The organism is Bradyrhizobium pachyrhizi, assembly GCF_001189245.1.
Lineage (GTDB): Bacteria > Pseudomonadota > Alphaproteobacteria > Rhizobiales > Xanthobacteraceae > Bradyrhizobium > Bradyrhizobium pachyrhizi.
On record NZ_LFIQ01000114.1, the window covers coordinates 177308 to 198764 of the forward strand.

Below are 21457 nucleotides of genomic sequence, written 5' to 3' on the forward strand. Positions count from 1 at the left end.
CTGAATTGGACCAGCACTTGATGGACTCGGCACAAGCTACTGAAATCAAAGAAAAAGAGGCGGATTTTCCCGCCATTCCCGCAATCGCGTCCAGCCCCGAGCGCTTCATTAACCGGGAGCTCTCCTGGCTGCACTTCAACCGGCGGGTGCTCGAGGAATCGGTCAATCTCGGCCATCCCGTGCTGGAGCGGGTCCGCTTCCTGTCGATTTCGGCGAATAACCTCGACGAGTTCTTCATGGTCCGTGTCGCCGGCATCAAGGCGCAGGTCCGCGAGGGCATTACCGAGCGCAGCCCGGACGGCCTGCTGCCGGCCGATCAGCTCGTGATGATCAACAAGACCGTCTCGCAGCTCGCCTCCGACCAGCAGGCGATCTGGAGCGACCTGCGGGATATCCTGGCCAAGGTCGGCATCCAGCTGGTCGACGGCCGCGACGTCACCAAGCCCGAACGCAGCTGGATCGAGGATCATTTCCTTCACAACATCTTCCCGCTGCTGACCCCGCTGGCGATCGACCCGGCGCATCCGTTCCCGTTCATCCCGAATCTCGGCTTCACGGTGGCGCTGCAATTGTCCCGGATTTCCGACGGCAAGGCGATGAACGCGCTGATCCGCATGCCCGGCAAGATCGACCGCTTCATCCGCATCCCCTCCACCAAGGAAGGCGCGCCGGCGCGGCTGATCACGCTCGAGCAGGCTACCGGCCTGTTCATCGGCCGACTGTTCCCCGGCTACACCGTCAAGGGCCAGGGCGCATTCCGCATCATCAGGGACTCCGAACTCGAAATCGAGGAAGAGGCCGAAGACCTCGTTCGCCTGTTCGAGACCGCGCTCAAGCGCCGCCGCCGCGGGTCGGTGATCCGGCTCGAGATCGAGGCCACGATGCCCGAAGAGCTGCGCATCTTCGTGCAGCACGCCTTGTCGGCCGCAGATGACGAAGTGATCCTGGTCGACGGTGTGCTGGCGATGAACGAGCTGTCGCAGCTCACCCGCCTCAATCGCCCCGACCTCGAATTCCCACCCTACGTGCCGCGCCATCCCGAGCGGGTACGCGATCATGGCGGCGATATCTTCGCCGCCATCCGCCAGAAGGACCTCGTGGTCCATCACCCCTACGAATCCTTCGACGTCGTGGTGCAGTTCCTGCAGCAGGCGGCACGCGATCCCGACGTGGTCGCGATCAAGCAGACGCTGTATCGCACCTCGAACAATTCGCCGATCGTGCGCGCGCTGGCGGAAGCCGCCGAGGCCGGCAAGTCGGTGACCGCGCTGATCGAGCTGAAGGCGCGCTTCGACGAGGAAGCCAACATCCGCTGGGCCCGCGACCTCGAACGCGCCGGCGTGCAGGTGGTCTACGGCTTCATCGAATTGAAGACGCATGCCAAGCTGTCAATGGTGGTACGCCGCGAGGGCGGCAATCTCACGACCTATGTGCACACCGGCACCGGCAACTATCACCCGGTCACCGCGCGGATCTACACCGACCTCTCCTACTTCACCTCGGATCCGATCATCGGCCGCGACGTCGCGCGGGTCTTCAACTACATCACCGGCTATGCCGAGCCGAGCGACATCGAGAAGATGGCGGTGTCGCCGCTGACGCTACGCAAGCGGATCATCGAGCACATCCACGGCGAGATCGCGCACGTCAAGCACGGCCGCCCCGGCGCGGTCTGGATGAAGATGAATGCACTGGTCGATCCCGACATCATCGACGCGCTGTACGAGGCCTCGCAGGCCGGCGTCTCGGTCGAGCTCGTGGTGCGCGGCATCTGCTGCCTGCGGCCGGGGCTGCCGGGACTGTCGGAGAACATCCGCGTCAAATCGGTGATCGGCCGGTTCCTGGAACACGGCCGAATCTATTGCTTCGGCATGGGCCAGGGCCTGCCGAGCACAAAAGCTGCTGTGTATATCTCGTCCGCCGACATGATGCCGCGGAACCTCGACCGCCGCGTCGAGGTTCTCTGTCCGCTGCAAAATCCCACGGTGCATCAGCAGGTTCTCGAACAGATCATGGTCGCGAACCTGAAGGACACCGAGCAAAGCTGGCAATTGTTGCCGGATGGGTCGTCAACGCGTATGAAGGCCGCGAAAGGCGAAGAGCCCTTCAATCTGCATGACTACTTCATGACAAATCCGAGTCTGTCCGGCCGTGGTAAGTCTCTCAAGGAATCTTCACCGCGCCGTCTCACGCGTCGCAACGAGCGTCAGCAGCCATCGTCTTAAGGGGGCCTTACGGTGAAGCGGCCGCGGAAGCGCGCTTCCAGCGTCGCTGTCATCGATATCGGCTCGAACTCGGTTCGTCTCGTGGTTTACGAGGCGACGGCGCGCAGCCTCATCACCATCTTCAACGAGAAGGCGCTGTGCGGGCTCGGGCGCGAGGTGCAGAGCACCGGCCTGCTCGCAACCGATGCCGTCAACAAGGCGCTCACCGCGCTGCGCCGTTTTCGCGCGCTGTGCAGGATCCAGCAGGTCGGCCGCGTCTACGCGATCGCGACCGCGGCCTGCCGCGACGCCAAGAACGGTCCGGACTTCATCGCCAAGGCCGAGCGCATCTGCGGCGCCAAGATCGAGATCCTCACCGGACCGCGTGAAGCGAAGCTGTCCGCGCTCGGCGTCGTCTCGGGGGTGCACAATCCGAACGGCATCGTCGGTGATCTCGGCGGCGGCTCGCTTGAACTGATCGATGTCAAGGGCAGCCGCGTGCGCAGCGGCGTGACGTTGCCGCTCGGCAGCCTCGCGCTGCAGGACCTCTCCAACAAATCGCTCAAGCGCGCCGAACGCATCGTCAAGAATGAGCTGCTCGGCGTCGCCCAACTCAAGACCGGGCGTGGCCGTACCTTCTATGCCGTCGGCGGCACCTGGCGTGCGCTGGCGCGCATTCACATCATACAGAGCGGCTACCCGCTCAAGGTGATGCACGGCTATTCGATCCCGGCGGCCGACGCACTCGACTTCGCGCAGCGGCTGCGACGGCTGGCGGCCACCAACATGCTGGCCAATATCGAGTCGGTCGCCGACGCGCGGCGGCCGCTATTGGCCTATGCCGCGCTCGTGCTCGAATACATCATCCGCGTGGCCCAGCCGAAGACCATCGTGTTCTCGACCTTCGGCGTACGCGAGGGCCTGCTCTACGAGATGCTGCCGCAGGCCGAACGCGCCAAGGACGGACTGCTCTGCGCCGCGCAGAACCTCAACGAATTGCTGTCGCGCTCGGCCCGTCACGCCCAGGAGCTGACGGCGTGGACCGACCGGCTGGTGCGCGTCGTCAGGCTGCGCGAGACCGAGGAAGACCGCAGGCTGCGGCACGTCGCGTGCCTGCTCTCCGACATCGGCTGGCGGGTGCATCCCGATCATCGCGGCGAGGAAACCCTCAGCCTGATCATGAACGGCAATTTCGGCTCGATCACGCATCAGGGCCGCGCCTTCGTCGCGCTCTCGGTGTTCTATCGCTACGCCGGGCTCAGCGAGGAAAACGAACCGCCGCCGCAGATCCGCGCGCTGGTGACGCCGGCGATGGACGAGCGCGCCCGCGTGCTCGGCGCCGCATTCCGCGTCGCGCATCTGATCACGGCGGCACGCACCGGCGTGCTGCCGGCAACCCATTTCCGCACCCAGGGCCGCAAGCTGATGCTGGTGTTCGAGCACCGGATGGTGGATCTGGTCGCCGACCGCGTCGGCAGCCGCTTCAAGCAATTGGCGCGGCTGGTTGGGCGCGCCGGCTCGATCGTGCGGCGCTAGAGCATGATCCGGAGAAGTGCGAAGCGGTTTTCCGGAAAGATCATGCTCAAACAACGAGCTCGACCCAATCGCATCGCGATTTAGGGCTCACGCCGCCTTGGCCGCGTGCTTGGCCTTGCGGAGCGCGCGGCGGCGCCAGATCGACCCCACGACCAGCACCACGATGATGCCGAGCACCGCGAGCGCGATCTCGCCGCCATTGCCGCCATGGGCGAATTGCGGCGACATCCCGACCGACGTCAGCCAGGAATCGAGCCTGGCACCGAGCGGTCCGGCGAACAGCGCGTCCAGCTTCGGATGCACGGCGGGATCGGTCGCGATGACGTCGCCCGCGATCCAGCCGAGCAGCGCGGCACCGGCCCAGACCAGGACCGGCAGCTTGGTGAGCAGCGCCATGATCAGCGCCGCGCCGGCAACGATCAGGGGAACGCTGATCGCAAGTCCGAGCACCAGCAGCGGCACGCTGCCGTTGGCGGCGGCGGCCACCGCGATCACATTGTCGAGGCTCATCACGATGTCGGCGACGACGACGATCTGAACCGCGGCCCACAAATGCGCGGCCGCGTGCACGCTGTCCTCGTCCTCCTGCTCCGGCACCAGCAGCTTGGCGGCAATCACGATCAGCGCCAGTCCGCCGACCAGCTTCAAATAGGGAAGCTCCATCAGGCTGGCGACGATGCCGGTGAAGATGACGCGCAGCAGCACTGCCGCGGCGGCGCCGAGAATCATGCCCCACAGGCGCTGGCGCGGCGCGAGCCCGCGGCAGGCGAGCGCGATCACGAGCGCGTTGTCGCCCGACAGCAGGACGTTGATCCAGATGATCTTGCCGACGGCGACCCAGAACGTCGGCGTCGCCATCTCGTTCTTGAATTCGGTGAAGAACGCGCCGATGTACGCCGGATCAAAGATCTGCCACAGCCAGTCCACAGCGAGTCCTATTCGGCCTTGCGGCCGCCCCTGGCGGCGGTCGTCCGCCGCTCCCCGGTTCTACTTCGACGCGGTCTCCTCGGGAGACCGCGCCACTTTCAGCAATACGGCGTCAGCCGACGATCTCGTTGCCGGCGAAGAACTGCGCGATCTCGATCACCGCGGTCTCCGGCGCATCCGAACCGTGCACCGAATTCTCGCCGATCGACTTCGCATAGAGCTTGCGGATGGTGCCTTCGGCGGCCTTCGACGGGTCGGTCGCGCCCATCACGTCGCGATATTTCAGGATGGCGCCCTCGCCTTCCAGCACCTGGACCACGACCGGGCCCGAGGTCATGAAGTCGACCAGCTCGCCGAAGAACGGACGCGCCTTGTGGACGGCGTAGAAGGTCTCGGCCTGGCCACGGGTCATGCGGATGCGCTTCTGCGCCACGACCCGCAGGCCCGCCTTCTCGATCACCGCATTGACCGCGCCGGTCAGGTTGCGCTCGGTGGCGTCGGGCTTGATGATCGAAAAGGTGCGTTCAATCGCCATGATTTCGTCCTTGTAAACGTGGCTGGGAGTTGCCGGGGCTTATATCGGCGCGATGGGGTAACGGCAAGCGACCCTGTGACGCGTTAGCCTTTAGTTTTGACGCATTTTCACGACGAAAGCCGTCGTTTGGGCGCCCTCCGGACAGCGGCCGGCTCGGCCAACTTACCGCGATTTCACCTACGTGAACCCATTCTGTCAGCGCCGTGCCGCTGCCGTTCAGCTCAAGCCACATAGGCTCTGCAGCGATCGGACGCCTTGCTGGCCCCCCATCCGCAAGCCTCACAGGACGTCTCGGGAAATGTCACCGCGGGCGCGTCGCGCGCGCCCATACCTCGAGGAGACGATCATGTTACGCAAACTCTCGCTTGCCGCCGTCGCCGCGGTTTCGCTCGGTGCCGCCGCGCTCGCCCCGACCTCCGCTTCTGCGTGGGGTGGTTGGCATGGCGGCTGGCACGGTGGATGGCACCACGGCTGGTGGGGCGGTCCGCGCGTCATCGTCGGCGGCCCGGCCTATTACGGCGGTTATGGCTACGGCGGCGGCTGCTACGTACGCCGCGTGGTGCCGACCCCGTGGGGCCCCCGCTGGCGCCTGGTCAACCGCTGCTACTGATCCATCGAATCTAGGACTGCTCCCCTGACTTGCTTCTCGCCCCGGCCCTCGCGCCGGGGCTTTTTTTCGGGTCCGCCGGGGAACCCGGGCATATGATGGGGCTCACTACCTCAAGGCGAGAGTGAGGCGCGGAAACCAAATTCGGGGTCGCGACTTGTCATGGCGAGGAGCTACTCGAACATGCGAGGTGGAACTCGCCAAGAGACATGCCATGACGATGACAATGAGCAAGATCGACAAGGACGCCGATCAGATTGATCACAAGACCTGCCGTTACATCTGCGATGCCGTAGGCGAACGGCTTCAGCAAAGCATGCGGCCAGAGCCCGCACTTTCGTCTCGCCTCCAGCAACTCCTCGACGAGATGCAACGACGGGAAGGCGATCGCCATTAGATGTTGAGGGCTGAACAGCAGCCCAATTGCGTTTTTGCAACAGCCCCGGGAGAGATTTTACGAACAGACGGGGTTGCGTTTGGCGGCGGGTCCGGTGACAACGCTGCATGCTCTCCATCACTGACATCTCGGTCCGGATCGCCGGACGGCTGTTGATCGATCACAGTTCGGTGCAAATTGTACCCGGAGCCCGCGTCGGATTTGTCGGCCGCAACGGCGTCGGCAAATCGACGCTGTTTCACGCCATCCGGGGCGACATCCCGACCGAGAGCGGCAGCATCGCGCTTCCGCCGCGCTGGCGTATCGGCAGCCTCGCGCAGGAAGCGCCAGATGGGCCCGAAAGCCTGATCAACGTCGTGCTGAAGGCCGATCTCGAGCGCGACGCGCTGCTGCGCGAGGCCGAGACGGCGCACGATCCGCACCGGATTGCCGAAATCCAGACCCGGCTGGTCGATATCGACGCCCATTCCGCGCCCGCCCGCGCCGCGGCGATCCTCTCCGGCCTCGGCTTCTCGACATCAGACCAGGCGCGGCCGTGTGCGGAATTTTCCGGCGGCTGGCGCATGCGTGTCGCGCTTGCGGCGACGCTGTTCTCCGCGCCCGACCTCCTGCTGCTGGACGAGCCGACCAACTATCTCGATCTCGAAGGCACGTTGTGGCTCGAGAACCACCTCGCCAACTATCCGCGCACCGTGATCGTGATCAGCCACGATCGCGACCTGCTGGACACCTCGGTCGATCAGATCCTGCACCTCGATCGCGGCGGACTGACGCTCTACAAGGGCACCTATTCCTCGTTCGAGGAACAGCGCGCCGCGCGCGAATTGCTCGACGCCAAGCACGCCAAGCGGCAGGCCGATGAGCGCAAGCGCCTGCAGGATTTCGTCGACCGCTTCAAGGCCAAGGCCTCGAAGGCGCGGCAGGCGCAGTCGCGCGTGAAGATGCTGGAGCGGATGAAGCCGATCACCGCGCTGGTGACCCAGGATGTTCATGAGATCTCGTTCCCGGCGCCGGAGAAGCTGCTGTCGCCGCCGATCATCGCGGTCGACGACGTCTCGGTCGGCTACGAACCCGGCAAGCCGGTGCTCAATCGCGTGACGCTGCGCGTCGACACCGACGACCGCATCGCGCTGTTAGGAGCCAACGGCAACGGCAAGTCGACGCTGGTCAAGCTGCTGGCGGGCAAGCTCGCGCCGTTTGCCGGCAGGGTCACGAGGGCCGACAAGCTGTCGGTCGGCTATTTCGCCCAGCACCAGGTTGACGAGCTCAATCTCGACGGCTCGCCCTATGATCACATCCGCAAGCTGATGCCGGAGGCGCCGGAGAGCAAGGTGCGCGGCCGCGTTGGTGCGATCGGCTTCTCCGGCAAGGCCGGCGACACGCTGGTGAGGAGCCTGTCGGGCGGCGAGAAGGCGCGGCTGCTGCTCGGGCTTGCGACGTTCTACGGCCCCAACATGATCATCCTGGACGAGCCGACCAACCATCTCGATATCGACAGCCGTGCGGCGCTGGCGGAGGCGATCAACGAATTTCCCGGCGCCGTCATGATGGTCTCGCACGATCGTTATCTGATCGAGGCCTGCGCCGACCGCCTGTGGGTCGTGGCGAACCAGACCGTGACGGCCTATGACGGCGATCTCGACGAGTATCGACGCATGATCCTGTCGGCCAATGACGGCCGGCCGGCTTCGCGCGAGCGCGTCAAGGAGCCCGCCAAGCTGGAGCGCGCCCGCAATGAAAAGCGTGCTTCACCCAGGCAGCGGGTCGCGCAAGCCGAGGCCGAGATCGAACGCATCAACGGCATCATCGCCAAGATCGATACCGCGCTCGCATTGCCTGATATTTTTACCCGCGACCCCAAGCAGGCCGCGCAACTGACCAAGGCGCGCGCCAGCGCCGAGAGCGCGTTACAGCGCGCCGAGGAAGACTGGCTGGAAGCCAGCGCCGAACTCGACGAAGCGGCGAATTAGATTTGACCCACCGGGCGGAGCGGTGTCGTCCCTGCGAAAGCAGGGACGACGTGTGGAGGGAGCCTGGGCTCTCATTCTTTCCGGTGTCATGCCCGCGAATGGAGGCATCGACCTGCGGCTGCGGCGAAAACGCACTAGCCCTGCGAGGTCTTTTTCTTCTTCGGCTTCGCCTGCTTCGGCTCCGGCACAGCGTCCGGGCCGCGCTCGACGGACGACAGGCGCCCCGAGGTAAAGGTGTAGATGCCGGCGCGCGGGCCGCGCGACCAGGTCACGACCGCAACGCGCCCGCCGCCCGGAGCACTGGACAGGTTGACGCTGTCGGGAGCGCCGATACCGCGCACGACATCGCATTCAGTGTGGCCGAGTGCAACGCTGCCGCCCGTTGGCTGCGGCGGCGGTGCACCGCCGGCCTGCGCGTTGGCATCGGTGGCGCCCGGCGGCGGTGCCATGCCTGGACAACTGCCGTCGGCACTAACGAGATCGTCGTTCGTCACCGGCTTGTCCGGCGTCAGTGGCGGCGATTCGATCGAGATGTTGCGGATGAACACCCGCCCGGGACGCGAGAACCATTCCGCATCGCGCGAAAACAAATCGGATCCGGCGCCCGAACAGCCGGCAAGTCCCGGTGCAAGCACCAGCAAGGCCAGCAGCGACTTCCGACTGAATGTTCCGTCCCGCACGATCGACAAAGCTCCTACCCCTTACCTAAGGGCTTGTCCGAACATCACTTTGCGGCATGACCGTGGCCCGCCCCAAGAAACGTCGAATTATCATTAATTAGTAGCTATCGCTATTGGCGCCGCTGCCAGCGTCCCCGCTCGTCGGTCTGCCAATAGGTGACCTCGAAGCCGCGCGCCTTGCAAGCAGTCCAGCTTTCCCTGGCCGAGGCAACCGCGTCGGGGTCGTCGCCGTTGAACACGAGGACCACCCGCTCGTAGCTGTCGCAGTCGGCCGGCAGCGCCGCATTGTCGACCAGGAAGCGGACATTGGCCCGATTCGGATTGCCTTCCTCGATCGACAGGATGATCGGCTGGTCCTGCGCGTCGGCAACCCGCGAGGTCGCGTGCGGCAGGAATGAATCGTCGCTGTAGGTCCACAGATGCGCGTCGAGCGTCTCGGCACGCTCCTGCGACGTCGATTGCACGACCACGCGCCAGCCGCGCTCGAGCGACTTCTCGAGCAGCGGCGGCAGCACGCTTTCCAGCGTCATGTTCTGCAGGTGGTAGAACAGAACCTCGGTCATGCGCCAGCCGACACTCTATTTCCCGGCTTCATAATAGTCGGAGACCAGCCGCTCGAGCAGCCGGACGCCATAACCCGAACCCCAGCTCTGATTGATCTCGGTCTTCGGCGCGCCCATCGCGGTGCCGGCGATGTCGAGATGCGCCCACGGCGTGCCGTCGACGAAACGCTGCAGGAACTGCGCTGCCGTGATCGAGCCGCCGTTGCGCCCGCCGGTGTTCTTCATGTCGGCGAATTGCGAATCGATCTGCTTGTCGTATTCGGGACCGAGCGGCATGCGCCACACCTTCTCACCGGTCTCGAGGCCGACCTTGGCCAGGCGCTCGGCGAGCTCGTCGTTGTTGGAGAACATGCCGGCGTGATCGGTGCCGAGCGCGACCATGATCGCGCCGGTCAGCGTGGCCAGATCGACCATGAATTTCGGCTTGAACTTCTTGGCGACGTACCAGAGCACGTCGGCGAGCACGAGGCGTCCCTCGGCGTCGGTGTTGATGATTTCGATGGTCTGGCCGGACATCGAGGTGACGATGTCGCCCGGACGCTGCGCATTGCCGTCGGGCATGTTCTCGACAAGGCCGATGGCACCGACCGCATTGACGCGGGCCTTGCGCGCCGCCAGCGCGTGCATGAGCCCGACCACGCAGGCCGCACCGCCCATGTCACCCTTCATATCCTCCATGCCACCGGCCGACTTGATGGAGATACCGCCGGTGTCGAAGCAGACGCCCTTGCCGACGAACGCGACCGGCGCCTCGCTCTTCTTGCCGCCGTTCCAGCGCATGATCACGGTGCGGCCGGGTCGCGCCGATCCCTGCGCGACGCCGAGCAGCGCGCCCATGCCGAGCTTGGTCATCGCCTTGACGTCGAGCACCTCGACGCTGACGCCGAGTTTGCGAAGCTGGCTGGCGCGGCGTGCGAATTCCTCGGGATACAGCACGTTCGGCGGCTCGTTGACGAGCTCACGCGCCAGATTCACACCGTCGACGACAGACGCTTCAGGCGCATAGGCCTTCTTGGCGGCGGCAACATCGTCGACGGCGATCGAGACGTCGGCCCGCACGGCACCGTCCTCGCCGTCCTTCTTCTTGGTCTTGTAGCGGTCGAACTTGTAGGCGCGCAGACGGATGCCGGTGGCGATCGCGGCAGCCTGGCCGGCGGCCATCGCGGCTTCGGGCAGTTCCGCGAGCACGGTCATCGAACCGCTGCCGGCATTGAGCTTGCCGGCCGCCACGCCGCCAAACTTGAGAAAATCCTTCTCCTTGAGGTCGGCCGCCTTGCCGGTGCCGATCACGATTAGCCGCTCGACCTTGATTCCCTCCGGCGCCAGGATGTCGAGGACCGCCCCGCTCTTGCCCTTGAACTGGTTGGCGGCCGCAGCCCGCTTGACCGTCTCGGCGGCGGCTCCCAGCGCCTTCCGGGCGGCGGCTCCCAGCTTCAATTGGTCGTCGCAAAAGACCACCAGAATACCGCGAACGGACGCGGAGAACGGGACAAAGCCGACCTTGACGGCGTCGGACATAGGAAAATCCTCCAGAACTCAGGGTGTTGCTCGGACCTGAGGCGGTCCTTCCGGCACGCGGGGTGAGCATTGCGATGGCGGTCCGGAACCGGCCCGGACCGGGCTTGTCGTACACTATGACCCGCCGGCTGCGCCGCTGCCAAGCGCCGGAGTGGCCGGAAGGCCACAAAAGCGATTAATTAACCATAAATTAAGCGCGCCTTGGCCCGGCCATTTTGTTGACGGATCAAAGGGATGGTAGTGAGAGAGTGACTAGAGAGTGAGCCGGACGGATCCGCGGCTCGACCATAGGGGAACCCGGGTTGACGGGGATGGTCGAAAGCCGTGCGTTTGGTTGCGTGCAGGGGGCCTTGGGGGTCGTGCGGTAGCGATGGGGTCGATCGACAAGTACATCTTTAAAACGACGCTGGCGTCGTTTGCGCTTGTCCTGGTCAGCCTCACCGGCGTGATCTGGATTACGCAAGCGCTGCGCGGCATCGACCTGATGACCAGCCAGGGTCAGACCATCCTCACCTTCCTTGGCATCACCGGTCTCGTGATTCCCGCCCTGGTGCTGATCATCGCTCCGATCGCGCTGATGATCGCGATCTCCCACACGCTGAACAAGCTCGCGACCGATTCCGAAATCATCGTCATGAACGCGGCGGGCTTCTCGCCGATCCGGCTGTTCCGGCCGTTCTTCCTTGCCACCTGCGTGGTGGCGGCGCTGGTCGCCTTCATCGGCGCCTATCTCGCCCCCGACGGCATGCGCCGAATCAAGCAGTGGGACGCCGAGATCACCGCCGACGTGCTGACCAACATCCTGCAGCCCGGCCGCTTCGCCCAGCTCGACCAGAACTTGACGATCCGGATCCGCGAGCGCCTGCCCGGCGGCGTGCTCGGCGGCGTCTTCGTCGACGATCGCCGCGATCCGCAGGAGCGCGTCACCATCATCGCCGACCACGGCACCGTGCAGAAGACTGATCGAGGTTCATACCTCGTGCTCTATGACGGCAATCTGCAGCGGTTCGAGGTTGGCAAGCGCGATCCGGCGCTGGTCGCGTTCGCCCGTTACGCCTTTGACATGTCGAAATTCTCGCAGGGGCGCGACGTCACGCTCGGGATTCGCGAGCGCTATCTTTGGGAGTTGATGTGGCCGGACGAGGAAGACAAGACCTATCAGCAGCTGTCGGGCCAGTTCTTCGCGGAGCTGCATGATCGCTTCATGGCGCCGATCTATCCGTTTGCGTTCGCTGCCCTCACCTTCGCCTTCCTCGGCGCGCCGCGCACCACGCGCCAGAGCCGCAATTTCTCGATCGGCGGCTCGGTATTCGCGGTGTTCGGCCTGCGCATGGTCGGGTTCGCCTGCTCGGTCATGGCGGTGAAGACGCCGCTCGCGGCGCTGGTGCAATATCTGATGCTGTTCGGCGGCATCGGCGTCGGCATCTGGATGATCGTCGGCGGCGTGGTCGTCGAACCGCCGCCGCGGCTGATGGAAGCGATCAACAGGAACAACGAGCGCATTGCGCGCCTCTTCCGGAGGCCGGCAACCGCATGAGTATGGTCACAAACACGCTCGGGCGTTATTTCGCCGGCCGCTTCGTGGTCGCGGCGGTGGGGGTGTTCGCGGGCATCTTCGTGCTGCTCGTGCTGGTCGATTACATCGAGATGGTGCGCAAGACGTCGGGCCTCGTCTCGGCCTCCGCGATCACGGTCGCGGAGACTTCCCTGTTCCGGGTGCCGCAGCTGCTCGAGAAGCTGATGCCGTTCTGCGTGCTGATCGGCGCCATGACTTGCTACCTCGCCTTGTCGCGGCGGCTGGAGCTCGTCGTCGCCCGCGCCGCCGGCGTCTCGGCCTGGCAATTCATCTCGCCGGCGCTCGCCAGTGCGATCATGCTCGGCATCTTCGCGACCACCGCCTACAATCCGGTATCGGCCAATCTGCGTGAGCTCTCCAAACGGATGGAGGCCGAGCTATTCGGCTCGGCGCCCGGCGGCGGCATACAGGACGCGTCCGGCTTCTGGCTGAACCAGATCAACGACGAGGGTCAGGCGATCATCAATGCGGCCCGCAGCGAACAGCAGGGCGTGCGGCTGACCGGCCTCACCGTGTTCCGATTCGATACGGCACTCCAGTTCAAGGAGCGAATCGAAGCGCGCGAAGCGGCGCTCGAAGACGGCCGTTGGGTGTTCAAGGGAGTGCGCCGATTCACCCTCGACAAGCCTCCGGTGGATCAGGACACCTTCTACCTGACCACCACCCTTACACCGGCACAGGTGCGCAACAGTTTCTCCACCCCGGAAACTGTGTCCTTTTGGCAACTGCCGAACTACATCCGTTCGTCGGAGAGCTCAGGGTTCGCGACGGCTGGCTATCGCTTGCAGTATCACAAGCTCATCGCACAGCCGTTTTTGCTGGCTGCGATGGTGATGTTGGCGGCTTCTGTGAGCCTCCGCTTCTTTCGGATGGGCGGCGTGCAGAAGATGGTTTTGAGTGGCGTGGGCGCAGGCTTTCTGCTCTACGTGCTGTCGAAAGTAACTGAAGATTTGAGCAAGGCTGAGTTGATGCATCCCATCGCTGCGGCGTGGTTGCCTGTCGTTGTGGGCAGCCTCACCGGTTTCTTAGCCTTGCTGTACCAGGAGGACGGGTAGTGGCTATCGTCGCCGCCCGCCAGTTGAGGTCGCCTGCTCTCGGGCGGCGCAGTGTCCTGCGCCGTCAACGGAGCCGCATGGCCGCGTTTGGCGTTTCGATCTCAGCTCTCCTCGCCGCGTTCGTCGTGGTCAGCGCGCTCGACGTTGTCGCGTCGACGCCGGCTGCCGCGCAGGCCTTCACCTATAATCCGCGCCCGCCGAAGCCGCCCCGCCCGCCGGCCAAGAATGACGGGCAGATGCTGGTTCAGGCGACCGAGGTCGATTACGACTACAACAACCAGCGCATCTCGGCCGTTGGCAACGTCCAGATGTTCTACAACGGCACCAGCGTCGAGGCCGACAAGGTCATCTACGACCAGAAGACCAAGCGTCTTCATGCCGAAGGCAACATCCGCATGACCGATGCGGAAGGCAAGATCACCTACGCCAACATCGTTGATCTCAGCGACGACTACCGCGACGGCTTCGTCGATTCGCTGCGCGTCGACACTGAAGACCAGACGCGCATGGCGGCGACCCGCGCCGATCGGTCCAGCGGCAATTACACGGTGTTCGACAACGGCGTTTATACTGCCTGTGCGCCCTGTAAGGATGATCCGAAGAAGCCGCCGCTCTGGCAGGTCAAGGGCGCGCGCATCATCCATAACCAGACCGAGAAGATGCTCTATTTCGAGAACGCCCAGCTCGAGTTCTTCGGCGTTCCGATGGCGTATCTGCCCTACTTCTCGACGCCCGATCCGACCGTGAAGCGCAAGAGCGGCTTCCTGATGCCGGGCTTCACCACGTATTCGGCGTTCGGCGTCGGCGTCGAAATCCCCTATTACTTCGCGCTCGCGCCGGACTTCGACGCGACGTTCAATCCGCGCATCACCTCGAAGCAGGGCGTGCTGTTCCAGGGCGAATTCCGGCAGCGCCTGTCGAACGGCGCCTATCAGATCCGGCTCTACGGCATCGACCAGCTTGATCAAGGCGCCTTCGCCGGCCAGCCCGGCGACCGCCAGTTCCGCGGCGGCGTCGAGACCAAGGGTCAGTTCGCGCTGAACGACAAATGGACCTGGGGCTGGGACGGCGTGCTGCTGTCCGACTACTACTTCATGTCCGATTACCGGCTGGCCCAGTACAAGGACCCGTTCGGATCGTTCCTGTCGCTGCCGACCGAGGCGATCTCGCAGCTCTATCTGACCGGCGTCGGCAACCGCAGCTTCTTCGACGCGCGCGCGATCTATTATCTCAGCTACTCCGGCAACCAGAACCAGGTTCCGGTGGTCGCGCCTGTTATCGACTACAACAACGTGATCAACAGCCCGATCTTCGGTGGCGAGTTCAGCTACAAGGTGAACTTCACCAACCTGACCCGCGAAACCGCGGTGTTCGACCCGATCACGGCACAGGCCGCCGACCCCCTTAACCCGTTGTGCACGACCACGTCCGCTGATCCGATGGCGCGGACGCCGTCGCAGTGCCTGCTGCGCGGCATGCCCGGCACCTACACGAGGCTGACCGCCGAGGCGCAGTGGCGCAAATCCTATACCGACCCGCTCGGCCAGATCTGGACGCCGTTCGCCAGCGTCCGCGCCGATGCCATCAACGCCGACATCTCGAACCAGCCCGGCGTTTCCAACTTCCTGCCGGTCGGCGACACCCAGACGGTTCGCCTGATGCCGACCGTCGGCTTCGAATACCGCTACCCCTTCATCAACGTGCAGCCGTGGGGCACGACGACCGTCGAGCCGATCGCGCAGGTCATCATCCGGCCCAACGAGCCCGACGCCGGCAGGCTTCCGAACGAGGACGCGCAGAGCCTGGTGTTCGATACCTCGAACCTGTTCGCGGTCGACAAATTCTCCGGCTACGACCGCGTCGAGGGCGGCAGCCGCGCCAATGTCGGCGTGCAGGCCACCACGCAGTTCGATCGCGGCGGCAGCGTCAAGGCGATGTTCGGACAGTCCTACCAGATGTTCGGGTTGAACTCGTTCGCGGTCGCGGACGTCACCAACACCGGCCTCGACTCCGGCCTGCAGAATCCGCGCTCGGACTATGTCGCGAGCCTCGCCTACTCGCCCAACCGCACCTACACGTTCAGCGTCCGCTCGCGGATGGACGAGGCGACCTGGAACATCAACCGATTCGAGGCCCAGGCCAGCGCGAACTTCGACCGCTGGTCGGTCAGCCTGATGTACGGCGACTATGCCGCGCAGCCGGAGCTTGGCTATTTGACGCGCCGCGAAGGCATCCTCGCCAGCGGATCGGTCAAGGTGGCCGCGAACTGGGTGGTTCAGGGCGCGGCGCGCTGGGACCTTGAAGCGAACAAAATCAACCAGTACGCGTTCGGCGCGGGCTATGTGGACGACTGCTTCGTGCTGGCCGCCAACTATGTCACGTCCTATACCTATCAGGCCGGCTCGACGCCGCCCGTCCTCAGCCACGCGTTCATGTTCCAGATCGGGCTGCGGACGATCGCGCAGACCTCCACGTCCAGCAGTTCGGCTGGCATGCAGTAGCGAGCGGTCTGGCGGGGGGCTTGGATTGCCTGCGGGCCTGGGGCTCTGGCTTGAATTGGTTTAAACGGCTGACATGACGATAATGACGACCGCTAGCCTGCCAACGCGCCGCCATCAGCTAGTGTTGAGTTCCCTGCTGGCTCTTTTCCTCCTGCTCGGAGGCGGTGCGCGACTGCATGCCCAGGCCATCGCCGTGATGGTCAATGGCGAGCCTATCACCAATTACGACATCGAGCAGCGTGCCAAGCTGAACGCCCTGACCGGCGGCAAGACGCCTGATCGGAAGACCGTCCTCGACGAGCTGATCGATGAGAAGCTGAAGATCAAGGAAGCCAAGAAATTCGGCGTCGATCCCTCCGCCGGCGATATCGACCAGTCCTTCGGCGGCATGGCGCAGCGGATGCGGCTTTCCGGCGACCAGCTCACCAAGGTGCTCGAGGGCAAGGGCATCCGCCCGGACACGCTGAAGCAACGCATCAGGGCCGACATGGTCTGGACCAGCCTGGTCCGCGGCCGCTTCAAGGAAAGCCTGCAGGTTGGCGAAAAGGACGTGGCCAACGCGGTCAAGGAGACCGGAGGGGCGGCTGAGGCCGAGGCGTTCGAATACAGGATGCAGCCCGTCGTTCTGATCGTGCCCCGCGGCGCGCCGCAGTCGGAGTTCGAGGGGCGCCGCAAGGAAGCGGACAGCCTGCGTGAGCGCGTCACCAGTTGCGAGGAAGCCAACACCTTCTTCAAGTCGATGCGCAACGCCGCGATCCGCGAGATAGTCGTGAAGACCTCGGCTGACCTGCCGCAGTCGCTGCGCGACATCCTGGACAAGACCCCGGTCGGCCACCTCACCCCTCCCGAGGTCACCAAGCAGGGCGTTGAAATGGTCGCCCTCTGCGGCAGGAAGGCAACCACCGTCGACACGCCGAAGAAGCGTGAGATGCGCGACAAGATGTACGTGCAGAAGTACGAGGCGAAGTCGAAGGCCTACCTGCAGGAAGTCCGAAAAGCCGCGATGATCGAATATCCAGGCGGGCGATGATCGACTATCGTTGACGCATGGCTCAACCTCTCGCACTGACATCCGGCGAGCCCGCAGGCATCGGCCCCGACATCACGCTCGCCGCATGGCTGCGACGCCGCGAACTCGATCTCCCGCCGTTCTATCTGCTCGGCGACCGCGCCTCGCTTGGCGAACGCGCCAAGGCGCTCGGACTTGCCGTCGAGTTGGCCGAGGTCAGCGCCGAGGAGGCATCCGCGACGTTCGAACGCGCCCTCCCCGTGGTTGCGACCGGCAAGGCGGCGACGGCGCGACCGGGCCAGCCCGACGGTACGAGCGCCGATGCGGCGCTGGCATCGATCCGGCAGGCCGTCGCCGATGTCGCCGCCGGCAAGGCCAGCGCCGTCGTCACCAATCCGATCGCCAAGAACGTGCTGTACCGCGCCGGCTTCCGGCATCCCGGCCACACAGAGTTCTTGGCCGAGCTTGCCGCAAGCGGCGGGCATGCGCCGCAGCCGGTGATGATGCTGTGGTCGCCGGCCCTCGCCGTCGTCCCGGTGACGATCCATGTGTCGGTCCGCGAGGCGCTGGCGCAATTGTCGGCCGACCTGATCGTGTCGACCGCGCGGATAGTGGTCGCGGACATGAAGGCGCGGTTCGGTCTCGCGGCGCCGCGGTTCGCCATTGCCGGCCTCAATCCCCATGCCGGCGAAGACGGCACGCTCGGCATGGAAGACGTCGAGATCGTCGCGCCCGCGGTCGAGATCCTGCGCCGCGACGGCATTGCCGTCCGGGGCCCGCTGCCGGCCGACACCATGTTCCACGCAGCCGCGCGCAAGACCTATGACTGCGCGATCTGCATGTATCACGATCAGGCGCTGATCCCGATCAAGACCGTGGCGTTCGAGGACGCCGTCAACGTCACGCTGGGGCTGCCCTTCATCCGGACGTCGCCCGATCACGGCACCGCATTCGATATCGCCGGCACCGGCAAGGCCAATCCATCGAGCCTGATCGCGGCCCTCCGGCTCGCCGCGCGCATGGCCGCGGCATCAAGCTAAGTGAGCGCGATCGACGATCTGCCGCCGCTGCGCGACGTCATTCGCGAGCATTCGCTGTCGGCGCGCAAATCGCTCGGCCAGAATTTTCTGCTCGATCTCAACCTCACCGCGCGCATTGCCCGCGCCGCGGGCCCGCTGGAAGACTCCACCGTGATCGAGGTCGGGCCCGGTCCCGGCGGCTTGACGCGCGCGCTGCTTGCGCTGGGCGCCAAGCGCGTGATCGCCATCGAGCGCGACGAGCGGGCGCTGGCCGCGCTCGACTACATCGCCAAGCGCTATCCCGGCCGCATCGAGATCGTGCATGGCGACGCGCAGCGCTTTGACCCGCGTCCCTTGCTCGATGGCGCCAAGGCCAAGATCGTCGCCAACCTGCCCTACAACATCGCGACCCAGCTGCTGGTCGACTGGCTGTCGATCGAGCCGTGGCCGCCCTGGTATGACATGATGGTCCTGATGTTCCAGCGCGAGGTCGCCGAGCGCATCGTCGCCCATGAGGACGAGGAGGCGTATGGCCGGCTCGCGGTGCTCGCCAACTGGCGCGCCGAGACCAAGATCCTGTTCGACATCTCGCCCGCGGCCTTCGTGCCGCAACCGAAGGTCACGTCCTCGGTGGTACGATTGATACCGCGCGCCGCGCCCGAGCCGTGCGACCGCCGCATGCTCGAGCAGGTCGCGGCCGCCGCCTTCGGCCAGCGCCGCAAGATGCTGCGCCAAAGCCTGAAATCGCTGTCGGCCGATCCGGCGCGGCTTGCTGCCGCAGCCGGTATCGACGCGACACAGCGCGCCGAAACCATTCCGGTCGCGGGCTTTGTTGCCATGGCCCGGGAATTGGCCGATATACGGGCCACAAAATAGAACAACAGGAGAAAACGTAATGGCGCGTATGGTTCGCCAATCCCTCGTCAAATTCGATGCACCGCTGTGCGAAACCATTGTCGACACGCCGCAGCCCCAGGGACGCGAAGTGCTGGTGCGCATCGAGCGCTGCGGCCTGTGCCATTCCGATCTCCACATCCAGGACGGCTATGCCGATCTCGGCGGCGGCAAGAAGCTCGACACCACCCGCGGCATGACCCTGCCCTTCACGCTCGGCCATGAGATCGCGGGCGTGGTCGACGAGGTCGGCCCCGATGCGCCGAAGGACCTGATCGGGACGAAGAAGGCCGTCTTCCCCTGGATCGGCTGCGGCCAGTGCCGCGACTGCCTCGCCGGCGACGAGAACCTGTGCGTCAAGCAGCGCTTCCTCGGCGTCTCGATCGACGGCGGCTTCGCCACCCACGTGCTGGTGCCCGACGCGAAATACCTGCTCGACTACGATCCACTGCCGGTCAACCAGGCCGCCACCCTGATGTGCTCCGGCGTCACCGCCTATGGCGCGCTGAAGCGCCTGGTCGATCGTCCGCGGCAGCGCAATCTGCTGCTGATCGGCCTCGGCGGCGTCGGCATGATGGGCCTGTCATTCGCGCAGGCGATGTTCAAGCAGCCGATCACGGTTGCCGATCTCAGCCCCGCGGCGCGTGAGACCGCTCTGAAGAACGGCGCGGCGGCCGCCTATGACCCGGCAGAGCCCGATGTCGTCAAGCGCATGCTGAAGGAGAGCGACGGCGGCTTCGACGGCGTCGTCGACTTTGCCGGCAACGAGAAGTCGATGGCGTTTGCGGTGTCGACGGTCGCGCGCGGCGGCAAGATCGTGGTGTCCGGCCTGATGGGCGGCCAGTTCACGCTGCCGATGGTGCAGTGGGTGTACAAGCGCATGACCATCGAAGGCTTCATGGTCGGCACGCTGGCCGAAGGTCAGGAATTGATGGCGCTCGCCCGCGCCGGCAAGATCAAGCCGACGCCGATGAAGGAAGAGCCGATGGCCGACGTCCAGAAATGGATCGACGAGCTGCGCGCCGGCAAGGTCGTCGGACGCATCGTCCTGAAGAACTAGAGTATGATCCGGAACAGTGTGACGCGGCTTTCCGAAAGATCATGCTGAGACATGACGTCCCGTCGGTGCTGCTACCGCCGGCGGGACACAGCCGCTCCGACGGAACCTGACAGTCGAACCAAGCCATCGTTCGGTTCATGTTCCGCGGCCTCGGGCCCGCCGCAATTGCGGCACGCCGCGAGCCCCAATTAAGCCCTACCCGTTCCGGATTTGCGGCGCATTGCGACCCAACTCTTTGCCGAGATTAAGATCTCCAGCGTTTGCGTAAAAAAAGAGATACCGGGGACGCGTATGTCAAATCGTTCAGCGAAATTCGCTGCGGCGCTTGCCGCCAGCATCCTGGCCGGCGCCAGTTGCAGCGCCATGGCCCAGACCGCCGCCAATACGGCCAATAGCACCAACACCGCGGACACCTGTCTGTCCGCGCCCAAGGGAACCGCGCCTGCGGGCAGCCACTGGTTCTACCATCTCGATCGCAGCAAGAAGAAGTGCTGGTATCTCGGCGAGGCCAAGAACAAGGCCGCCAAGACGGCGACCACGAGCACGCAGCAACCGCCAGCGGCAGCCGCGCCCGATACCACAACGGCCGACGCGATGCCGCCACAGAGCCAGCCGACGCCGCAGAGCCAGCCCGCGCCGCAGCAGCCGGCGATCCGCAAATCAGTCGCTGATGCCCATGCCGAATGGCCCTCGCCGCAGGTCGCAGCCGTACCTGCGCCAAGCGCCGACGCCGGCCAGGCCGGCGGGACGGCAGCGACGCCCGACCCGGCAGCCACGCCCGCCGGTACCAACGCGCAGTCGTCCGACGTGAACGCCCGATGGCTGGATGCATCGAGCATGGCCGGAACCAACGGAACCCGGCGCGCCGCGGATCAGCCGACCGTGGCCGCGCAAGCAGATGCGACACCGCAACAAGCGGCCGCGCCGGCGCCTGCCGCGCCCGCCTCGGCCGAGGCATCCGTGGAGAAGTCACCGTCGTCGACACAGATGCTGCTGATCGTGATGGTTGGAGCCCTGGCGCTGGCCGGCCTGGTCAGCACGCTGGTGTTCCGGCTGACCCGCACGCGTACGCCGCCTTACGAGACCAAGGATGAGTGGCAGGCGCCATGGGATTCGCTGCACACCGAGCCGGCGCCCCCGATGGCAGTTGTCAGCCGGGACCGTCCGCTGCGGCTGTCCGAGGCTGCGCCGCGCCGCGCCGAGACACCCGTTCCGCGCCGTGCGGAGACGCCCGCTCCACGCCGCGCCGAGAAGCCAGCACCACGTCGCGAGACTACGCGTGATCGGGATCAAAGGGAGCAAGACAACAAGCAGATCGCCGCAATGCTGCAGCGGCTTGCGCGCAGCGCGACGAATTAAGGTCCGCTTAGGAAAAAATGCTAACGGACGTGATGCGGTCGCATCAC

General features: G+C 65.2%; 18 protein-coding genes. 13 read left to right on the top strand and 5 right to left on the bottom strand.

The window, feature by feature from the left end; genetic code table 11:
* Positions 1-20: 20 nt before the first annotated feature.
* Together AKL29_RS29960 and ppx are read left to right on the top strand one after the other, a co-directional pair.
* Positions 21-2225 carry an RNA degradosome polyphosphate kinase gene (locus AKL29_RS29960; protein WP_050386631.1) on the top strand — a complete coding sequence of 735 codons (2205 nt, stop codon included), beginning with the start codon at positions 21-23 and terminating at the stop codon, positions 2223-2225.
* A 12-nt stretch (positions 2226-2237) separates the two neighbouring features.
* Positions 2238-3740, top strand: coding sequence for an exopolyphosphatase (gene ppx / locus AKL29_RS29965; RefSeq protein WP_050386632.1), 1503 nt, complete (start codon positions 2238-2240; stop codon positions 3738-3740).
* An 87-nt stretch (positions 3741-3827) separates the two neighbouring features.
* Here ppx and AKL29_RS29970 read toward each other — a convergent pair whose 3' ends face one another.
* Entirely contained in the window at positions 3828-4667 is an 840-nt protein-coding gene (locus AKL29_RS29970; RefSeq protein WP_050386633.1) for a TerC family protein, read from the bottom strand.
* A 112-nt stretch (positions 4668-4779) separates the two neighbouring features.
* Positions 4780-5202: a nucleoside-diphosphate kinase gene (gene ndk / locus AKL29_RS29975; RefSeq protein WP_016847423.1), complete on the bottom strand. Its 423-nt coding sequence runs from the start codon at positions 5200-5202 to the stop codon at positions 4780-4782.
* A 346-nt stretch (positions 5203-5548) separates the two neighbouring features.
* Between ndk and AKL29_RS29980 the strand changes: the two genes are divergently transcribed.
* The 3 genes from AKL29_RS29980 (at position 5549) to AKL29_RS29990 (ending at position 8176) form a co-directional block, all read left to right on the top strand.
* Positions 5549-5812 (top strand): hypothetical protein, encoded by a 264-nt coding sequence (locus tag AKL29_RS29980; protein WP_018271306.1) that lies wholly within the window; start codon positions 5549-5551, stop codon positions 5810-5812.
* Between the two features lie 223 nt (positions 5813-6035).
* Positions 6036-6206, top strand: a complete 171-nt coding sequence (locus AKL29_RS29985; protein WP_167350433.1) for a hypothetical protein — start codon at positions 6036-6038, stop codon at positions 6204-6206.
* Between the two features lie 107 nt (positions 6207-6313).
* On the top strand, positions 6314-8176 hold the full coding sequence (locus AKL29_RS29990; protein ID WP_050386634.1) for an ABC-F family ATP-binding cassette domain-containing protein: 1863 nt from the start codon (positions 6314-6316) through the stop codon (positions 8174-8176).
* A gap of 134 nt (positions 8177-8310) precedes the next feature.
* Here AKL29_RS29990 and AKL29_RS29995 read toward each other — a convergent pair whose 3' ends face one another.
* From AKL29_RS29995 to AKL29_RS30005, 3 genes are all read right to left on the bottom strand, one after another.
* Positions 8311-8865 (bottom strand): hypothetical protein, encoded by a 555-nt coding sequence (locus AKL29_RS29995; protein WP_050386635.1) that lies wholly within the window; start codon positions 8863-8865, stop codon positions 8311-8313.
* 101 nt (positions 8866-8966) lie between these two features.
* Complete coding sequence (locus AKL29_RS30000; protein ID WP_028335176.1) at positions 8967-9419, bottom strand: DNA polymerase III subunit chi; 453 nt, start codon at positions 9417-9419, stop codon at positions 8967-8969.
* 15 nt (positions 9420-9434) lie between these two features.
* Positions 9435-10937, bottom strand: coding sequence for a leucyl aminopeptidase (locus AKL29_RS30005; RefSeq protein ID WP_050386636.1), 1503 nt, complete (start codon positions 10935-10937; stop codon positions 9435-9437).
* Between the two features lie 370 nt (positions 10938-11307).
* Between AKL29_RS30005 and lptF the strand changes: the two genes are divergently transcribed.
* From lptF to AKL29_RS30045, 8 genes are all read left to right on the top strand, one after another.
* The gene (gene lptF, locus AKL29_RS30010; RefSeq protein ID WP_028335174.1) at positions 11308-12474 is read left to right on the top strand and encodes an LPS export ABC transporter permease LptF; all 1167 of its coding nucleotides are present in this window, start codon (positions 11308-11310) and stop codon (positions 12472-12474) included.
* Positions 12471-13568, top strand: coding sequence for an LPS export ABC transporter permease LptG (gene lptG / locus AKL29_RS30015; protein WP_028335173.1), 1098 nt, complete (start codon positions 12471-12473; stop codon positions 13566-13568). Before lptF ends, lptG begins: the two co-directional genes overlap by 4 nt.
* A gap of 77 nt (positions 13569-13645) precedes the next feature.
* Positions 13646-16069: an LPS-assembly protein LptD gene (locus AKL29_RS30020; protein WP_244482497.1), complete on the top strand. Its 2424-nt coding sequence runs from the start codon at positions 13646-13648 to the stop codon at positions 16067-16069.
* Positions 16070-16151: 82 nt separating this feature from the next.
* Positions 16152-17099, top strand: a complete 948-nt coding sequence (locus AKL29_RS30025; RefSeq protein WP_038377610.1) for a SurA N-terminal domain-containing protein — start codon at positions 16152-16154, stop codon at positions 17097-17099.
* Between the two features lie 17 nt (positions 17100-17116).
* On the top strand, positions 17117-18118 hold the full coding sequence (pdxA, locus tag AKL29_RS30030; protein WP_050386638.1) for a 4-hydroxythreonine-4-phosphate dehydrogenase PdxA: 1002 nt from the start codon (positions 17117-17119) through the stop codon (positions 18116-18118).
* Positions 18119-18973: a 16S rRNA (adenine(1518)-N(6)/adenine(1519)-N(6))-dimethyltransferase RsmA gene (rsmA, locus tag AKL29_RS30035; RefSeq protein ID WP_050386639.1), complete on the top strand. Its 855-nt coding sequence runs from the start codon at positions 18119-18121 to the stop codon at positions 18971-18973.
* 19 nt (positions 18974-18992) lie between these two features.
* Complete coding sequence (locus AKL29_RS30040; RefSeq protein ID WP_050386640.1) at positions 18993-20051, top strand: alcohol dehydrogenase; 1059 nt, start codon at positions 18993-18995, stop codon at positions 20049-20051.
* 291 nt (positions 20052-20342) lie between these two features.
* On the top strand, positions 20343-21410 hold the full coding sequence (locus AKL29_RS30045) for a hypothetical protein (protein ID WP_050386641.1): 1068 nt from the start codon (positions 20343-20345) through the stop codon (positions 21408-21410).
* The last annotated feature ends 47 nt before the right edge of the window (positions 21411-21457 follow it).

Coding starts and splice junctions, on each gene's coding strand:
- AKL29_RS29960 (WP_050386631.1), top strand. CDS start 21: ATGGACTCGGCACAAGCTACTGAAATCAAAGAAAAAGAGGCGGATTTT.
- ndk (WP_016847423.1), bottom strand. CDS start 5,202: ATGGCGATTGAACGCACCTTTTCGATCATCAAGCCCGACGCCACCGAG.
- AKL29_RS29980 (WP_018271306.1), top strand. CDS start 5,549: ATGTTACGCAAACTCTCGCTTGCCGCCGTCGCCGCGGTTTCGCTCGGT.
- AKL29_RS29985 (WP_167350433.1), top strand. CDS start 6,036: ATGAGCAAGATCGACAAGGACGCCGATCAGATTGATCACAAGACCTGC.
- AKL29_RS29990 (WP_050386634.1), top strand. CDS start 6,314: ATGCTCTCCATCACTGACATCTCGGTCCGGATCGCCGGACGGCTGTTG.
- AKL29_RS30000 (WP_028335176.1), bottom strand. CDS start 9,419: ATGACCGAGGTTCTGTTCTACCACCTGCAGAACATGACGCTGGAAAGC.
- AKL29_RS30005 (WP_050386636.1), bottom strand. CDS start 10,937: ATGTCCGACGCCGTCAAGGTCGGCTTTGTCCCGTTCTCCGCGTCCGTT.
- lptF (WP_028335174.1), top strand. CDS start 11,308: ATGGGGTCGATCGACAAGTACATCTTTAAAACGACGCTGGCGTCGTTT.
- lptG (WP_028335173.1), top strand. CDS start 12,471: ATGAGTATGGTCACAAACACGCTCGGGCGTTATTTCGCCGGCCGCTTC.
- AKL29_RS30020 (WP_244482497.1), top strand. CDS start 13,646: ATGGCCGCGTTTGGCGTTTCGATCTCAGCTCTCCTCGCCGCGTTCGTC.
- AKL29_RS30025 (WP_038377610.1), top strand. CDS start 16,152: ATGACGACCGCTAGCCTGCCAACGCGCCGCCATCAGCTAGTGTTGAGT.
- pdxA (WP_050386638.1), top strand. CDS start 17,117: ATGGCTCAACCTCTCGCACTGACATCCGGCGAGCCCGCAGGCATCGGC.
- AKL29_RS30040 (WP_050386640.1), top strand. CDS start 18,993: ATGGCGCGTATGGTTCGCCAATCCCTCGTCAAATTCGATGCACCGCTG.
- AKL29_RS30045 (WP_050386641.1), top strand. CDS start 20,343: ATGTCAAATCGTTCAGCGAAATTCGCTGCGGCGCTTGCCGCCAGCATC.